Here is a 16,882-nt window from a genome sequence, read left to right on the forward strand (position 1 = left end):
GATCCAATTCGAATCTATTGTTGTGAGTTTGCCGCGTTTGAAACTTCTCTTTGGGATTTAGTCGTTTGCGGTTCTCAAGCCATTAAGCGTATAGGATGTTCGCACTTTACCATTTTTGAACAACACAGTCGTTTTTACTAAATCAGCAATACAATGCTCCTCTGTGTAATTCTTTAACAACTCAACTGCTTGTTCTTTAGAAAGGTTGTCATCCAGCTTTCCGGAAATTTTGTGACCAGCGTCGTTCACGAAATCAAAGCGCCATGACTCAAGTAATAGCCCCTTGAATACGCCTCGTTCTTGAATCACAGTTTCACTTGTCTGAGTGGAATTAACTCGGTCATAGGCGTCGGAGGCTTCGACTGGATTTAAGGTGCAGCGGTAGTCGCCAGACTCCATCCGTAAGCCCGCATGTCCTTCTGACACTACTTTGAGGAATTCTCGTAGGCTTTGAATGACTCTTGGCGCGGTGTCATCAAGCTCTGCCGCAAAGTCTTCATCGCTACGGCCGGCGGATTCGACTAAGCGAGTGACGTGCGCGAGTGTGTCAGCGAGCTGGTCTTCTTCAAAGAGTTCCTCGTTGTTTGCTTTGGAAAGTTCTAGTCCAAAAGAGCCGCGCGGTAATCCTGTCAGGATGAGGCGCGATTCTTCTTCCCCCGTGCGTCGTCCACGACTGCCCAATGCGCCATGCCAACGTTGTGCATGTTCGCTCATGACCATATTTTGGAATGGAGCTAGAATACGACCTGCGAAGCTTGCATCGATGCCAGTCGAACCAACCACTGGCTCGCCTGAGAAAAAGAGAACGGTGCGCGGCTCTTTGTTGCCGATAGGGAGCTGTTGCAGCATTTCATTCAATTCCTCTTTGCGCTGAGAGAGTCCTAGGGCCATGACGGGGTGCTCGCCTGTGAGTTCAATCAGGCGCTCTGTCTCAAGTAGCTGAGTCTTAATGAAATCTCTGGTTCGTCGTGTCGTCATAGCACAATTTTCTCTAAATGGGCTTTCGCTTCACTATCCTCTGCAGGAGTATTTAAGTCAATCTTGAGCATGCCCTTCCAGACTCCGTCCCGGTTGTGCGTGAAGAGTTGTAGCCAATAGCGAATCTGTTCGACTGTGAGCTGAGGCGAGTGCCCCGCATCGATGGCGTAGTGGTCCAGTTTGAAGCGAGCTTTTGCTTCAGTATTATTGGCAAACTCTGGAACTTGGGCGACTAAGCTGCTTTGAAAAGCGATGTCGTAGCTCCAGTAAATCGTGAGTAAATCAAGATCATTCGGTGCCCGTTTTTCACGAGTTTCAACATCTTCCATGAAACTGCCGTCCAGCCACTGATAGCCATTGATTAGACCATGGGTGGCCAGTTGAGCCCTGAAGTCAAGAAACCCGTTTAGTATCGTGATTCGCTCAGGTGAGGTGCCAAACTGTTTGCACAGTTCCAGGCTCGTGCACGGATAAGGGGATAAATCTGTTAGCTGCGTTGGATTTCCTCGGTGCGGCGGCAGCACCATATTGTGGTCAAAGTTTGGAATGGTCGCAGACATAGACGTTAGGAGATCAGATTATGCTCTTATGTTCAATAGTTTTTAATTTGAGAAGGCTTCTTTGAGCACGGCTTGCAGGAGATCGGCGGCGTGGGTGCGGGAGTGCTCAATTTCCGCTTCGAGTGCTTGGCAGGTCGTCATCAGTGCCTCAACCCGTTCGACGATGGCGACTTGCTCAGCGAGCGGGGGGAGGGGGATCAGTGTTTGGATAACAGTTCCTTGATTGATTTTCGGCATATTTCCAGCAGATCCAGTAGCCTTTCGGGTAAAGTAATCACGGGTTGTCCGAGACGTTAGAACATGGTGCAAATAGTCAGTTCCGACCGCAAATACTGCGCGACATTTCATCATCAGATCAGGGTAAATAAACTCATGCTCATTACCACGATATACAGCCGCAGTTCCAACCAGCTCCAAAGAGTTGGCTCGTTGGATCAAAATATCGCCATCTCTCAGCCATAGATATGAATCTTCTTCAACTTCTAGGTCGAGATACTTGCATTCTGTGCCATTAAAAGTTCCGGAGGACGTAGCTGAGAGCTTCAGAGTTTTGGCATCTGTTACGTAATCTACAGGCTTCAGAGAAATGCCGTTCCTTGGCTTTTCTTCAATTATCTGCCCCAATCGGCACCACTTCCATCCCTCAGGAATCTCGAAGGGGATTTCTTCAGGGGTGATTTCGGGTAGTGGTTTTTCTTTACAGATTTTTTTTACGGCGATGAGGCTGGCTTTTTCGGCTTGGATGCGTTGGAGCAGGTCGCTGGCGGGTTCCACGTCTGGGGTCGTTTTGCGCCAGTCCTCCGTCAGCTTGCCCTGAATCGCCTCCTGCAGGATGGCTTGCTTGAGCTTGCCGAGTAGGGATTGCTGGTGGGCGATTTCACTTTCGGCGGTGGCCATCGCTGCCTTGGCTCGTTCGATCTTCTGGATTAAAAGTCGCTGGTGCTCGATGTCGGGGAGATTGACTTCGTAGTTCAGGAAAAACTCTTCCTGAACTCGTTTCCTGTTGGTGTTGCCACGGCTCGCCTTGATGCAAGCTTCAAGAAACTGAGGTGATTGAAGAAAGACGTTGAAGAAGTCGCGATTCACTTCGTCTTCATTGACCTCATAAGCCATGAAGTCGTTCGTGACGAGTGCGCCCTCCAAGTCGTCGGGAATAATTCCAAAGGCGCTATTACGAGCGTCGATTCGACTGAGGATGAATTGCCCCGCTTTAACCAACCATTGATTTTTTGTTCCGATCTCGATGCCAAGCTTGGTTCCCCGCAGCCGGACGCCTTTGTAGTTGGTTCCGATGGTGACCTGTTTGTAGGTCACGTCATCTTTGACGGTTTCCGCTACTTTGTAGCGGGTTAGAATATCACCGATACGTTTCATCTATTTTCCGGTGTATTCGGTTTCGACAGCCTTCAGCGCAGTTTCCACTTTGCCGAGAGATTTTCGAAGTTCGAAGAGGCATTTTTTAACACTCAAGGTTTCCTCGACTTCGGAGCTGGTTGGATTCTTCACATCCAAATCAAAGCCGTCTTTCAAGTCCTCGACCTTTACCTTCCAAGCGACTTCGCTTTCTTCGCGTTGGTCCCACCATTCGATCATGGGGGCGAATTCGTCGAACTGGATGACCTTGGTTTTTGAGTAGCTCTTTTGGCCTGCGGGCAGGCGGTGCTCGTAATACCAGATTTCTTTGGTTGGGCTGCCTTTTGTAAAGAAGAGCAGGTTGGTGGAAACCGTGGCGGGGTGGAAGGTGGACTGCGGGAGGCGGACGATGGTGTGGAGGTTGCAGTCGGTGAGGAGTTTTTCGCGGATGCGCTCTTTGTAGCCGTCGCCGGTGATGCAGCCGTCGGGCAGGACGATGGCGCAGCGGCCATTGGCTTTGAGCAGCTGGATCATGAGGATCACGAAGAGGTCGGCGGATTCCCGGCAACGGAAAGAGGTGGGGAAGTTGGTCTCGACGCCGTCGGCGATGCCCGCGCCAAAGGGCGGATTGGCGAGGATGCAGTTCACCTGCTGCTTGGGGCCGATACCGTTGTATTCCACCTTCAGGCTGTCCTGATAGTGGTAGTCGGGCACGTCGATGCCGTGCAGGATGAGGTTGGTGAGGCCGAGCACATAGGCGACGGGCTTGTATTCCCAGCCGGTGATGGTGTTTTGAAGAATGGCCTCGTCGTCGAGGGTGTGGACTTCGTGCTCGCGGACGTAGTCGATGGCGGCGCTGAGGAAGCCGCCCGTGCCCGCAGCGGGGTCGAGGATCTTTTCGCCGAGCTTGGGCGCGGTCATTTGCGTCATCAGCTGAGTGATGGCGCGGGGCGTGTAGTATTCGCCCTTGTTGCCGGCATCGCGCAGTTCGATCAGGATGGACTCGTAAATGGTGCCGAAGATGTGGCGGTCTTCGGAGTTGTTGAAGTCGAAGCCGTTGAGCTGGTTGATGACTTTGCGCATGGCGAAGCCGGACTTCATGTAGTTGTTTAAGCCGTCAAAGACTTCCCGCACGATGGCGGCGCGCTTGGGGGCTTTACTCGACTGGAGTTGCTTCAAGTGGGCAAACAGGCCGTCGGTCGGATGGTCGATGAAGGTCAGCAGTTCGTCGCCGGTGATGCCTTCGGGGTCGGTCGCCCAGGTGCGCCATTGGAATGGTTCCGGAATGACGGAGCTGTAGTCCTCGCGGATGCATTCGAGCTCCTGATCCTTCTCATCGAGGATCTTGAGAAAGAGCATCCAGCCGAGCTGTTCGAGGCGCTGGGCGTCGCCAGAGATTCCCTGGTCTTCGTTCCGCATGATGTTGCGGACGTTTTTGACGATAGATGAGATATTTGGCATTTTTTGAAGTGGGAAGTGGGAAGTTTGAAAATTTAACGCGAAAAGTGTGTCAGATTGGCTCTTTTTCGGTGCCGGTGCAAATGACGGCAAATAAGAATGAGGTTGTGTGATTTTGTAAGTCGTTGAAAATCAATAAAGGTTTTTCTGAGATTGTGGCTCAAGGCACGAATGGTGCAATGTGGCGCAAATGAGCGAAAATAAGATTTAAGCGGCCCAATGTGGAATATAGCGCACTCGATTTTTTTATGAGTTAGTAAAGCTTAAGCGGCTTGTAGTGAATGAGATGTGAATAAGTATTCGCCTCTTTCTTTACTAGGATTCGAGTTTTCTTTGCTAAATGTCATTACTTTTTAGTAAAGCCCAGCTTGGTTTACCACGAGAGCCGATATTATGTATTTTCTTCTCAATACGTAGGCGAGTTAAGAGATTACGGACTTTGTTTGTCTTTTGCGCTTCTGTCAGTCCGTCGCTCAGTTTACTGAGAAGTAGTTGATCGATTTCAGTCCGGCTGGCTCTGTTGTATTGATTTAAATAATCGATAATCAGTTTTTCATAGAAAGTATCGTCTTGTGCACGGGTGCGAATGTAAGCCGCTTTGCTTTCGGTCGCCGCCGCAACTTCGGCAGAGATGTGTAGGTTCGGTTTACGGCCTTCGATCCACTTGGCTTTACGAAGGCGCGCAACGATGCGGTCATCGGCAGGCAGTCCTTTTTGGATGCGGTCGAGAGCCATCACATCATTAAGAGGGATCTCAGTGTGTTGTAGGAGTAGACGTGTATACGCAGGGTCGACTATCTTGCCGTAGAGGGTGAGTTGCACGGCATTATTATCGGAAAGATTATAATCGGGCAGTGGGAACGAACGCGCTGCTTGTTTGCGATACATCCGATGGATTCCGTAGCCCATAGTATCGATCATTCCCAGTTGAGCCATGGCTTTGACTAGAAAAGTATTTCTGTAACGGCGCGGAGTCTTGCGCCCTTCGATGTAAAGGCTGGGATCGCCTTCGTAGAATGTTCCTTCGTTTTCAATACTTAGGGTATCGGTGAATTCGGTCAGAATAACACGAGCATTTTGGCGGTAGTCTTGATGAGCGATTGCGTTGTGGAGACCTTCCAATACGACCTTTTGATCGTATTTACTGACATCTTCTCCAATCAATTCATTGGCGGGTAATAGGCGTATCTTTATATTACGAATGCGCTGATAGATGATGCTCGTGTTGAGCAAAAAAGGAGGTCCGTAGTGCTGATAGGCTGATTCCGTGCTTTCCAGTTTCCATGTGATTTGTGCTGGATGAGGATTGAGCAGGACTGCGGATTCCGGGCGTCCTAACAGGAGTAGTGCGGCATTTGTGATTTGATTGTCACGAAGCAGTCCGAGTCTTTGGAGGAAGTCAATGTCCTGCCATTGCTCGATTTCCTCTTCACTAAACCGAAACGTATTATTTTTGCTGAAAATTTGGCGTGCACGTTGTAATGCTTCGGGCGATAGGTCGCTCATCGTGGCGTTGGAAGCGATGCCAGCGGCCCATTCTTCCTTCGAAGATTGAGCTCGGATGCGATCCTCCTTCTCGATGTCGAGGGCGCACAAACTTTCACCTGAGCGGGCATAACGAAAGCCGTTCCATCCGATTGGCATGCCCGCGGGTGCGGGTGGTATCTCAAATAGCAAGACCCGTCCTTCCGGGAGTTCAATCTCGTGGATCTCGCGAAATGTCATCGAAGGCTCGAGGCCTGCTCTAACATCGTTTTTGAGGGCCATCAAATGTTCTGGCTTGGGTTTGTAATTGGTTCCGCAGATGGTTCTGGTTTTATTGTTTACTCCAAAGACCAGCCAGGCTGATTCAATACCTCTGAGATTTGCCTCATTGGCTAAGGCCGAGAAGTAGTGGCCTAACTCTGATGTTTTGAAATTGTTATCTGCCTGTTTGAACTCAACTACTTCGCTTTCCCAAGCGGAGATGAGCCTGTGTAGTCGTTCTGTGAGTTCCATTTTAGATTTCATTGTTTCTTGGAATTCGGGCAAAAAGAAACCTCCCGGGGGGCACATCGTGGAGAGGTGTGGGAGGTGTTGATGAGAAAAGTCATAATCTGGCTAAAGGGTGCGTCAAGTGACTTCTGCTTACGCGCTGTGGTAGAGTTCGTTGGTGAGTTCGCGGATGGCGGCGTCGTAGGAGGGCTTGCCGCCGAAGGCGCGAACGATTTCGGGGGCAGTGCCGAGGCGTTTGATGGGATCGAGTGTGATGATGGCGGGGTTCTCGAGGTCGAGTAGGCCGTCGTCGGCGTATTTATCGAGCAGGCTATCGAGGACGGTGCGGGCGAGGTCGCCATACTTGGTGAAGTAGTTGCGCTTCTTGACGTTGTCGGCGCGTTCCTTGCGGGTGAGTGGTTTTTGCTCGAAGGCGACGTGGCAAATGAGGTCGAAGGGATCGAAGGCGGAGCCGACTTCATCCTGCAAGGCGGCGAAGAGGACGCCATGTTGTTCGAGCTCCTCGACGATGGCGCGTTTTTTGTCGGCTTCGCGCCAGGACATCAGGAAGGCATCTAGAGAGCTGTAGCTGGTGCGGACGTTCTTGCGGGTGTAGTCGCGCAAGCTCTCGGTGATGATCTTGCCGTCGCCGCCCATGTATTGAACGCGCTCTTTGATCACGGTGACTTCGACGCCATTGACCGTGACCTTGCGCTTCTTGCCGTATTCGGCTCCTTCTTCGCCCAAGGTGATATCGGGCGTGTCTGGTTCTGGGAATTCGATGTCGTCGCCGGTGAGTTCGTCGGTGATCGGGGAATCGTCGCTTTCTTCGTCGGTGCTGGAGATGTCGTCGTTTTCGCCGGCTTCCTTCACTCGGACGGGATCGCCGTCGAAATCTTTGTCGGCGAAGAGCGCGGTGACACTACGGAAATCCATGATGGTGAAGTAGTGTTTGCCGTAGTCTTCGTTAATGCGGGTGCCGCGTCCGATGATTTGCTTGAACTCGGTCATGGAGCCGATGTTCGAGTCGAGCACGATGAGCTTACAGGTCTGAGCGTCGACACCCGTGGTCATGAGCTTGGAGGTCGTCGCGATGACAGGGTAAGTCTCGGCAGGGTGGATGAAGGCGTCGAGCTGATCCTTCCCTTCCTTGTTGTCGCCCGTGATTTGCATCACGTATTTGCTGTTTGCTGAGACGAGGTCGGGGTTGGCATTGGCCAGTGCCTTGCGCATGCCTTCGGCGTGCTCGATATCGACACAGAAGACGATGGTTTTGGAGAAGCGATCGCTGCCCTTGAGGAATTCGGTGATCTTTTGGGCGACCAGTTGGCGGCGTTCTTCGACGATGATGTGTTTGTCGAAATCGGTGCGGTTATAAATGCGGTCTTCGACCTCTTGGCCGTCCTTATCCTTGAAGCCTTTTGGCGGACGCCAACCCTCGGCGTCGATGTCGAGAGTGACCTTGATCACTTTGTAGGGTGCGAGGAATCCGTCGTCGATGCCTTGCTTGAGCGAGTAGGTGTAGAGTGGATCACCGAAATATTCGGAGCTGGAAACGACCTTGGTTTCTTTGGGCGTAGCGGTCAGGCCAATGTGAGTGGCACCTTTGAAGTATTCGAGAATCTCCCGCCACTTGCTGTCTTCGCGGGCGCTACCGCGATGGCACTCGTCGACGATGACTAGGTCGAAGAAGTCGGAGCTGAATTGTTTGTAAGCGTCGTTGTCCGGGTTTTTGTTGTCGGAGAGGCCTTGATAGAGCGCGAGGTAGATATTGTAGGCGGTATCGATCTGCTTGTGCTTGATCACAGTCATCGCGTCCTTGAAGTGGCGGAAGTCGCCCCGGACGGTTTGGTCAATGAGGGAGGTGCGGTCGGCCAGGAAAAGAATGCGCTTTTTTATCCCGCTTTTCCAGAGGCGGTAGATCAGTTGGAAGGCGACGTAGGTTTTGCCCGTTCCGGTCGCCATGACGAGGATGTGGCGGTTGTCGCCTTCGTTCTTCGCAACGGCTTCGACGGTGCGGTTGATGGCGATCTGCTGGTAGTAGCGGGGGGAGCGGCCTGAGCCGTCAGAGAAATAGTCTTGTGAGACAATCGAGGCCGCTTCCTCGGAGATGCCTTTGTAGGCTTTGTATTTCTCCCAAAGGGTTTCGGGGGATGGGAATGAATCGAGGTCTAGCTCTGATTCGATCTGGCCGGAAGTGATAGTGCGGTCGTGAAAGATGAAGCCGTCGCCGTTGCTACTGAAGACGAAGGGAATCTCCAGCGTTTCAGCATAGTCGAGCGCTTGTTGGATGCCCGCGCCGACGGTGTGTTTATTGTCCTTCGCCTCGATGACGGCGATAGGGATGTTGGGCTTGTAGTAGAGAATGTAGTCCGCGCGTTTCTGTGCGCCGCGGGTGTGAAGTTTTCCCCTGACGTAGATGCGACCATCGGTAAAGCCGACTTCTTCGCGAACCTGTGTGTCGATGTCCCATCCAGCGCTCTTGATACTGGGATTAATGAACTTCGTGCAGATGTCGCGTTCACTTAGGTCTTTTTTATTCATGCTGCTAGCTTGGTGAGTCTGTCGAGGGAAAGTTGACTGGGGCGTTATCTTTGTAATTGTGATGAGGCATTCAGTTTCGTCTTATCTTGGATACGTCTGTTTTCTAGCTGAAGCGTAATTCCGTATTACGTTGCGTTATATCAACAGGTCATCAAGAGCAAAGCAGAGCCAAGGAGTGATATTCGGCGTTAGTGATTTATGCCAATTCTAAGGATACATGAGCCTTAATTCAGAAATCAGAATCCAGGCACTGTGAATCCGTTCGTTATGAAGATCACGGCATGCGCCATTTTGACGAGACGGGAAGTGCGATAAATTATTGATATTCACAGCTGGTCACTGGCCTCTGTCTTCTGACTGCTCTTTCTGGCCACACTACGGAAGCTAGGACATTTACAGGGGGAACGGGGGGATGGGGAACGGGAAACGTCGAACGTCCAACATCGAATGTTGAATGAGTCTGTGTTGGAGCGGAGGTACGGGGGACGTCGAACATTGAATTTGCGCTTGAACCTAAAAAAATGAGTCGAACCGTTAATTACGTTAATTTCCGTTAATTGTGGCGGCATAAGTCTCTGCTAGTAATGTGCTTGGGAATTATAGGTGTCTTTTATTGATTCCAATTTTAATTCGCCAATTTGGCGACAGCCTATGTTGGCGCAAATTAATGTAAATCAGGGGTTTAAGATGATCGATCCTAGGCCGACTGCCGGATGAAGGTTGAATCACGGTTCAACTACTTTCTAGGATTGTTCGATGTTCAATGTTCGATCTTCGCACGTTCGCATACCAAATGGCTCTAAGTTTCTTCAGACAGTAGAAACTGGAAGTCTTCTTTGCTGATGAGTGCCTGACCTTTTTTACCGGAACTGTCCTCGTTTACGATCGATTCAAACAGTGCTTGTTTACGCTTCTTGAGCACCATGATTTTTTCTTCGACGGTGTGGCGCATGAGTAGGCGTTGTATGAAGACGGTCTGCTTTTGTCCGATGCGATGGGCACGATCGCTGGCCTGGTTTTCGACGGCGGGGTTCCACCAAGGATCTACGTGTATTACATAACTGGCGTTCGTTAGGTTGAGTCCGACGCCTCCAGCTCTGAGGCTGATTAAAAATACCTGCGGCGTCTTTGATTTTTGAAACGTTTCGACCAACTGCTTACGCTTGGTGGTGGGGGTGGAGCCGTCGAGTCGGAGCGGGGCCAGACCTTGTGCTATGAGGGCGGTTTCGATGCAGTCGAGGCTGCCGATAAACTGCGAAAAGACTAGGGCGGAGTGTCCTTCGTCTACAAGTTCGGCTAACTTGTTGTTTAGATAGTCGATCTTTGGTGCTGGCTTTTTCATGGGCTTACCCAGCAGCTGAGGGGAAACACAAGTCTGCCTTAGGCGAGTCAGCGCGGCGAGCGCGACGATGCCTGCTTGCGATTTGGTCTTTTCTTGGTAGGCGGAGAGCACTTCTTCACGCACCTCGCCAACGGTGCGGGTGTAGATCTCTTTTTGCTCTTTGCTCATGTCGAGATAGAGATCCGTCTCTTGCTTGGGCGGTAGCTCTTTGAGGATGGCGCTCTTGGTCCGTCGTAGCAGGAAGGGCTGTGCGCGGCGTAGGGGCGTCCGGTTGCCTTCGCGTAGATCTTTTTGAAAAGCATCGTAGCTGCCCATCAGCCCTGGAAGCGCCAGTTCCATAATGGTGTGAAATTCGCCGGGATGATTTTCCATGGGCGTGCCTGTGAGGCAAAGTGTGAAGCGTCGATTTAAGCGGTGGGCGGCTTTAGTGCGGCGTGAAGTGTGATTTTTGAGCGTTTGTGCTTCGTCAAAGACGACTGCTTCGAAGTGCTCCGCTGCTATGATTTTTATGTCGCGGCGGAGAATGTCGTAGGTGGTTAGAATGAGGTCGGCCTTTTTACAGCTGGTGAAGTCGCGCTTTGTGCCTGCGTATTCCGCAATCTTTATTTTCGGGGAAAATTGATCAAACTCGTTGCGCCAGTTAAAGAGTAGGCTGGGGGGCACTACCACCAGGAAGCGTGTGCGAGTCTTTGTGTGATTTTTAACGTAGGTGAGGAAAGCGATCGCTTGGAGGGTTTTACCTAGTCCCATGTCATCTGCTAAGCAGGCACCAAAACGGTGCTCGTATAGAAATACCAGCCAATCATAGCCGTGCTTTTGGTAGTCACGCAGCTTTGCCTGAATGCTGCGTGGAAGTGGGCGCTTAGGGATGCCTTCGAATGTGAGCAAGGCATTGAAGATTGTCTCGGCTGCTGCAGGCAGCTGCACATGGGCACCTTCGCGCCGGAGGGCGATCCACTGCAGGATGTCCAAGCGCGAGGCCCTGCCGATGGCTTCGTCTTGCTTGTGCTTGGAACCCTTAGCGAGGTCGGGGACCAGGGCGATGAGCTGTCGCACGGCGGCTTCCTTGTCGAGCTGCGGAATGACGGTGCGGCCATTGATCTTAATCAAGAGTTGCCCTTGCAGCAGCAGTTCCCATTGAGCGCGTGGTATGGTCGCTTCGCCGCAACGAATTTCTGCCTTGAGCTCAAACCAGTCGAGCTTGGCATCGGACATCGCTGCGATGTCGATGTCGATCGCGACGGACTCCAGCGGCTGCCCGTCCACTGAGAGCTCGATCTCGTTGGCATCGCAGACCAAGGCGAGCCGCTGTAAGATCGCGAGCTCATCTTGCTTGCTGTCCGAACGCTTTCGATTGCTAGCGTATGTGCTGCTAACCAGATTTAACTCTGTAATGATTTGTAGGATGGCAGCCATGGGGAGCTGCACTTGTCGCCAAGGAGATTGGGTGGAGCCTCGCTTACTGCCATTTTTGAAAATCATCGGAATCGTCTCATTTCCGCGACAGTAGTTGGATTCGATCGACTTTAAAAAACGTTTGGCAGCCTTGCGGAATTCGGGCTTCTTAAAGCTGGGACATTCCAGCATCGCATCGATTAAAGCATAGCGTTCCTTGGTGTTCGGGAGCAGCGGCAGCTGGTTTGAAATTTCGAGTAACTTCCGAATGCGTGACTGACTGCCCATGAGGGGCACGCCCCGCGCGGCTTTATTGGCTAGATCCCACCAGCCAGAGATGAAGCTGGAGGTATCCACTAAATGCTGATCGACAGTGGCGTTCAAAGAGTAAGTGTAGTCACTCTTTCTGGACTTACTGGGGGATTTGATTCGCAGCGATAGTTTGAGTGGCGTGCTACCGGCATTGCCGGGCTCAAGAATGACGGGAACTCCATTTCGTGCGAATTTAGCCTTTCTGAGCTTTGTGCGCTGCTGGCTGTCGAGTGCGAGAGCGAGACTGTTGAAGTTTTCTGGGGAAATGCCGATGGCGGCTGTTTCCCCGGATTCATAATGGTCTGTGGCGGGCTCGAAGGTGTCGAGGAGGTATTCAATGTCCTCGATGGCGACTTCCGCGAGTGTGCCGTCGGACAAAAGCACGCCTTCATCGGAGAAATATTCGACGACTGAGTCCGACTTCTCTTCTTTGAATGTAGAGTCTACTATCACCAATTGTTTTTTGGAGGCATAGTCGAAGGAGATTTCAGGATGGATAATTCCGATCTGCGGTCGAATCTCAGTATACTGCTTGGGGCTCGTTTCCGCTTCGAACTGGATCTGCTTTTCTGTGGCATAGCGGTGCAGCTCGACTACTGCACCCCATTCATCGTAGAGTGGGAGTTGAAGACAAGTTTTCGCTTTTGAGTTCAAGTGACAGTAGGGGTTCACTTGATAGCATAATTCTTGGGGGAGGGCGGCGTTTCCTCGAACGATGGCGGTCTTTTGGTTATGGGGCTCGAGGCGAAGTCGAGTCAGTTGCTTACGGCTGGTTTTCGAGCTGAGGTCAATGCTTCGAGCGAGTAGGTCTATATTGGCCTGGATGGGGCTTAGGTTTATAAAATTGTATTGATGAAAGATGTAGGCCAGCGCGGCTAATGTCGCGACTGTGTGCTTGCAGGGTGCCGCATGATTGCCCCGATTACATTCACACTGCCAGGTGGGGTTTTGTTGAGGCAATCTCTGCAGGGTAAGTGAGTATTCTTTGTCGGCACGCACCCTGGCCTCAAAGCCCACTTGCCCGTAAAGGGGATTGAGCTGAGTCACCTGACCATCCACGAAAAGCATGCATCCCTGTTCGAGTGTTTTGGGGGCGGAAATTTCCCTCAAAGTCGTCGCATGCCAATCGTTCCATTCTGGATACTGTAATTCGAAAGCTTGGTTCGGTCGGTAAGACTCCATGTTATTTTAAATTTTCGTAATAGATCAGTTCGTGTTCGGGCAGTCGCTCTGGGTGGAAGATCTTGATGAGGTCGGCAAGGACTTCTTCGGGATGGACGATCCCGCGCTCCCATATATTGTTGCCGCCGTGCGGGCCGACTTGACGGGTATTGTTGTAAACATGCCCAATCTGTGTGGCGCGAAATTTGGCAAAGCGAGGGTCCGCAGCGAAGAGCTCCGCCAAGCTACGATACCCGCTGGGGTCGATCCAGTAGTCCGCTTCGGCGGCTTTGAGAAAGACACGTTCGGTGTCCAGTGGAATCCCTCCTTGGCTGTCGTTGTCGGACCAGAGGTAGTGGCCACCTGCGTCTTTAATGGCTCGGGCGGTGAAGCTATCGCCGCCGGCTACGTGCCAAGTGCCAGAGTAGGGGGCGCTGCTAAATACGCTCGGGCGCTCTTGTATGCTTTGAGTGGATGCACGCAGTGTTTCGTAGCGCTGGGCGGATGCTTTAAAGACTTCGTTTGCCTTTTCGGACACTTCGAAAAATGGTGCCAAGAATTTGATCCATTCCGCGCGTGCGAGTGGGTGGCGTTCCATGTAGCTGGCTGTGATGACGACTGGCAGGCCGGAACGAATGAGTTTCGGTGGCACGTCAAAGGTCGGGTCGCCCGAAATGCTTGTTAGGATTAAGTCAGGCTGCAGTAGCAGTAGACTTTCGATGTTTAAACTTTGGCCGATTTGGATGGTTTTAATTGAGCCGTCTCGTGTGCGTTCTCGGATGCTAGGCTCACTGATGTAGTCGACGGTGGCGGCCCCCACGACGCGATCGAGTTGCTCGAGGGCGTCCAAGTAGCCGATGTAAACGGTCTCCATGACGACGACTCGTCGCACCGGTGTGCGAATGACGAGCGCATCTTGAGGTAATTGCTTCGGCAGTGCTGCCTCGCGCGGCACGAGTGCGTAGCGATGGCTACGACTGGAGTTGCGGAAGAGGTTTTTGACCGTTAGTAGCTTGTAGTTGGGGTGCTCGACGAGTTCGAAATTTTGCGCGTATGCGAGTGAGCTCGCTGGGGGCGTTGCCGCATGGCAGCAAGCGATGCTCCAAATCAATATTAGGCCAGTGGTCAAAAGCTGTTGCATATACAAGGTCGTCTTTTAGTAAATTTGATAACATGCTTGTATGACACCCTCCCGAAAGGGGGGCAAGCACATCGACCCATCTAGCCATTCATTTCATTTTAATATCTCGTTTTAATTTAACTGCATGTGCAACCATGTAGCGCTTGGACTCTCCGTATGACAGCCGAAGAAAAAACATTAATCAGTCAAATTCGCCAAGATGACGCGGAGCTGAAGAGCCGTGAAAAAGCTCTGCAACGGCTCGGCGAAATACTAGAGGAAACATTTATTCTAGATCTTTTGCCAGACGAGGCCGTGATTCAGGCGCTGGAAAAACTAGCCACTACTAAGTCGGCCCCCGCGAGTTTAAAGCGAAAAGCGAAGTCCTTGGTGAAGGCCTACAAAATTTAAACGATTACAGCTCGATATTTGGAATGAATCCCATCAGGCATCTTAAGAAAATCTTGAGATTGCTTAAGATGCCTGATCCTGTAGATTTGAAAAATGGAATATATGGATCGGATTACAGTGGAGCCTGATAAACGCTCAGGGAAACCGTGCATTCGTCACATGCGAATTACGGTTTACGATGTTTTTGACTGGCTGGCAGCAGGCATGAGCCACGAAGATATTTTAGCGGATTACCCCGAACTGACGATCGAAGATATTCAGGCCTGTTACAAATTTGCAGCCGACCGTGAGAAACGTTTGATTTCTGCATAAGCATGAAATTGCTCTTTGATCAGCATTTCTCATTTCGCATGGTAAGGTCGTTGCGGGATGTGTTTCCAGAGGCGCACCATCTTCGCTTTTATCATCTTGAACATTGCTCCGACTCTGAAATTTGGGAGTTTGCTAAGCAGAATGGCTATTCGATTGTGACTAAGGATTCCGACTTTCATCAAAGAAGTTTGGTCTACGGGGCACCGCCCAAGGTCGTTTGGTTTAAACTTAAAAATTCAGCTCGATCAATGGAGGAAGAATTTTGTCGTTCCAGTTTGGAGCCTATTCGTAGTTTTCTGGAAGAAACAACGTCTTCGCTGTTGATTCTTTCAGAGGACTCAAATTCCTAATATTTTTAGAAGAAGAACACTATGCTTCCTTGGTTTCAAAATGGGCAATTCCCGTTGTATCTCGCGCCGATGGCCCGGTTTACCGACATCATTTTTCGCGAGTTCTGCAAGCAGCAGGGCGCGGATGTGATGGTGACTGAGTTTGTGCAGGCAGATGCCTTGACACGTGAGGACCCGAAACTGTGGGAGACGGTGGACTTTACGGAGGCGCAACGTCCGATGGGGGTGCAGATCTTTGGCTCAAATCCGGAGTCGATGGCTGCCGCAGCACGCATGCTAACAGAGCGCTTGCAGCCCGATTTTATTGACATCAATTTTGGTTGTCCGGCGGATCGTGTGATCTGCATGGACGCGGGCTCATCGATGTTGCGCAATCCAAAGAAGCTGGGGCAGGTGACGGGTGCTGTGGTGAAAGCGGTGCCAGATACACCAGTGACTGTTAAAATTCGCACTGGTTGGGATGACGATACGATCGTGGCCAAAGAAGTCGGGCACATCGTGGAAGGCGAGGGCGCGCAAGCGCTCGCAATCCACGGGCGTACCAAGGTGCAAGGCTACCGTGGCGATGCCAATTGGCCGGTGATCGCGGAGGTGGCTGAAGAATTGACGATCCCGGTGATTGGCAATGGCAACATCAGCAGCGCTGAAGATGTGATCCGCATTCGCGAGCAGACCCGCTGCGCGGGCTTAATGATCGGGCGTGCAGCGCTAGGCTACCCTTGGATCTTTCGCGATATTAAGCACTATTTGAAACATGGCGTGGTGCCCGAGCCCCCAAGCATCGCTGAGCGTTGGGATACGATTATTGATTACACACGTAAAATTATGGCGCGACCTTTTCGCGAGCAGCGACACAGCGACTTGCGCTGGATGCGCCCTAAGTTTATCGCTCTGACTAAAGGCATGGAGGGCTCGCGCAGGATTCGTGGTTCCCTCGGTCAAGTGAATCAGATCGAGGATTTGGAACGGGTGGCGCAGATGCACATCGCGCGTATCGAGCAATCCGAGTAAGTGCAGGGGGCTTGTTGCTCCATGTTATCCTGAAGCTTTGGAGCCAAGGCGTCCCGCCTTGTTGGGTATGCGTCGTATTGGGCGGGACGCCCAAGCTCCATGTGAGCCTGAAGCTTTGGAGCCAAGGCGTCCCGCCTTGTTGCGTATGCGTCGTATTGGGCGGGACGCCCAACCTCCATGTGAGTCTGAAGCTTTGGAGCCAAGGCGTCCCGCCTTGTTGCGTATACATCGCATTGGGCGGGACGCCCAAACTCCATGTTAGCCCGAAGCTTTGAAGCCAAGGCGTCCTGCCTTGTTGCGTATGCGTCGTATTGGGCGGGACGCCCAAGCTCCATGTGAGTCTGAAGCTTTGGAGCCAAGCATCCTGCCTTGTTGCGTATGCGTCGTATTGGGCGGGACGCCCAACCTCCATGTGAGTTTGAAGCTTTGGAGCCAAGGCGTCCCGCCTTGTTGCGTATGCATCGCATTGGGCGGGACGCCCAAACTCCATGTGAGTTTGAAGCTTTGGAGCCAAGGCGTCCTGCCTTGTTGCGTATGCACAAAAAAAAGCCGCCTTCCGATGACCGGAGAGGCGGCTTGTGAATTGTTTGACTTGTGCGAC

Annotated in this window: 12 protein-coding genes; 4 read left to right on the forward strand and 8 right to left on the reverse strand. The window is 51.7% G+C overall.

All coding sequences use genetic code 11. The annotated features are described in order from the left end of the window. Positions 1 to 57: 57 nt before the first annotated feature. From QEH52_RS08790 to QEH52_RS08825, 8 genes are all read right to left on the reverse strand, one after another. Entirely contained in the window at positions 58 to 978 is a 921-nt protein-coding gene (locus QEH52_RS08790) for a hypothetical protein (protein WP_308949793.1), read from the reverse strand. Next, positions 975 to 1,538, reverse strand: a complete 564-nt coding sequence (locus QEH52_RS08795) for a DUF6932 family protein (RefSeq protein ID WP_308949796.1) — start codon at positions 1,536 to 1,538, stop codon at positions 975 to 977. The genes QEH52_RS08790 and QEH52_RS08795 overlap by 4 nt, the downstream gene beginning before the upstream one ends. A gap of 42 nt (positions 1,539 to 1,580) precedes the next feature. Beyond that, entirely contained in the window at positions 1,581 to 2,912 is a 1,332-nt protein-coding gene (locus QEH52_RS08800) for a restriction endonuclease subunit S (protein ID WP_308949797.1), read from the reverse strand. After that, positions 2,913 to 4,352, reverse strand: a complete 1,440-nt coding sequence (locus QEH52_RS08805) for a class I SAM-dependent DNA methyltransferase (RefSeq protein WP_308949799.1) — start codon at positions 4,350 to 4,352, stop codon at positions 2,913 to 2,915. Between the two features lie 333 nt (positions 4,353 to 4,685). Further along, positions 4,686 to 6,359: an RNA-binding domain-containing protein gene (locus QEH52_RS08810; protein ID WP_308949801.1), complete on the reverse strand. Its 1,674-nt coding sequence runs from the start codon at positions 6,357 to 6,359 to the stop codon at positions 4,686 to 4,688. A 117-nt stretch (positions 6,360 to 6,476) separates the two neighbouring features. Beyond that, positions 6,477 to 8,867, reverse strand: a complete 2,391-nt coding sequence (hsdR, locus tag QEH52_RS08815; RefSeq protein WP_308949802.1) for an EcoAI/FtnUII family type I restriction enzme subunit R — start codon at positions 8,865 to 8,867, stop codon at positions 6,477 to 6,479. A gap of 799 nt (positions 8,868 to 9,666) precedes the next feature. Further along, a complete protein-coding gene (locus tag QEH52_RS08820; protein ID WP_308949804.1) occupies positions 9,667 to 13,098 on the reverse strand; it encodes a DEAD/DEAH box helicase in 3,432 nt (1,143 codons plus the stop codon). A gap of 1 nt (position 13,099) precedes the next feature. Beyond that, positions 13,100 to 14,218, reverse strand: coding sequence for an ABC transporter substrate-binding protein (locus tag QEH52_RS08825; RefSeq protein ID WP_308949805.1), 1,119 nt, complete (start codon positions 14,216 to 14,218; stop codon positions 13,100 to 13,102). A 156-nt stretch (positions 14,219 to 14,374) separates the two neighbouring features. Here QEH52_RS08825 and QEH52_RS08830 point away from each other — a divergent pair, with 156 nt between their 5' ends. From QEH52_RS08830 to dusB, 4 genes are all read left to right on the forward strand, one after another. Further along, positions 14,375 to 14,608, forward strand: a complete 234-nt coding sequence (locus QEH52_RS08830) for a hypothetical protein (RefSeq protein ID WP_308949806.1) — start codon at positions 14,375 to 14,377, stop codon at positions 14,606 to 14,608. 93 nt (positions 14,609 to 14,701) lie between these two features. Then, positions 14,702 to 14,920, forward strand: coding sequence for a DUF433 domain-containing protein (locus tag QEH52_RS08835; RefSeq protein ID WP_308949807.1), 219 nt, complete (start codon positions 14,702 to 14,704; stop codon positions 14,918 to 14,920). 38 nt (positions 14,921 to 14,958) lie between these two features. Continuing rightward, a complete protein-coding gene (locus QEH52_RS20710; protein WP_425609284.1) occupies positions 14,959 to 15,270 on the forward strand; it encodes a DUF5615 family PIN-like protein in 312 nt (103 codons plus the stop codon). A 21-nt stretch (positions 15,271 to 15,291) separates the two neighbouring features. Next, positions 15,292 to 16,281, forward strand: coding sequence for a tRNA dihydrouridine synthase DusB (dusB, locus tag QEH52_RS08840; RefSeq protein ID WP_308949808.1), 990 nt, complete (start codon positions 15,292 to 15,294; stop codon positions 16,279 to 16,281). Positions 16,282 to 16,882: the final 601 nt, after the last annotated feature.

The organism is Thalassobacterium maritimum (assembly GCF_031127805.1).
Lineage (GTDB): Bacteria > Verrucomicrobiota > Verrucomicrobiia > Opitutales > Coraliomargaritaceae > Thalassobacterium > Thalassobacterium maritimum.

Coding starts and splice junctions, on each gene's coding strand:
- QEH52_RS08835 (WP_308949807.1), top strand. CDS start 14,702: ATGGAATATATGGATCGGATTACAGTGGAGCCTGATAAACGCTCAGGG.
- QEH52_RS08800 (WP_308949797.1), bottom strand. CDS start 2,912: ATGAAACGTATCGGTGATATTCTAACCCGCTACAAAGTAGCGGAAACC.
- hsdR (WP_308949802.1), bottom strand. CDS start 8,867: ATGAATAAAAAAGACCTAAGTGAACGCGACATCTGCACGAAGTTCATT.
- QEH52_RS08830 (WP_308949806.1), top strand. CDS start 14,375: ATGACAGCCGAAGAAAAAACATTAATCAGTCAAATTCGCCAAGATGAC.
- QEH52_RS08820 (WP_308949804.1), bottom strand. CDS start 13,098: ATGGAGTCTTACCGACCGAACCAAGCTTTCGAATTACAGTATCCAGAA.
- QEH52_RS08795 (WP_308949796.1), bottom strand. CDS start 1,538: ATGTCTGCGACCATTCCAAACTTTGACCACAATATGGTGCTGCCGCCG.
- dusB (WP_308949808.1), top strand. CDS start 15,292: ATGCTTCCTTGGTTTCAAAATGGGCAATTCCCGTTGTATCTCGCGCCG.
- QEH52_RS08805 (WP_308949799.1), bottom strand. CDS start 4,352: ATGCCAAATATCTCATCTATCGTCAAAAACGTCCGCAACATCATGCGG.
- QEH52_RS20710 (WP_425609284.1), top strand. CDS start 14,959: ATGGTAAGGTCGTTGCGGGATGTGTTTCCAGAGGCGCACCATCTTCGC.
- QEH52_RS08825 (WP_308949805.1), bottom strand. CDS start 14,218: ATGCAACAGCTTTTGACCACTGGCCTAATATTGATTTGGAGCATCGCT.
- QEH52_RS08790 (WP_308949793.1), bottom strand. CDS start 978: ATGACGACACGACGAACCAGAGATTTCATTAAGACTCAGCTACTTGAG.
- QEH52_RS08810 (WP_308949801.1), bottom strand. CDS start 6,359: ATGAAATCTAAAATGGAACTCACAGAACGACTACACAGGCTCATCTCC.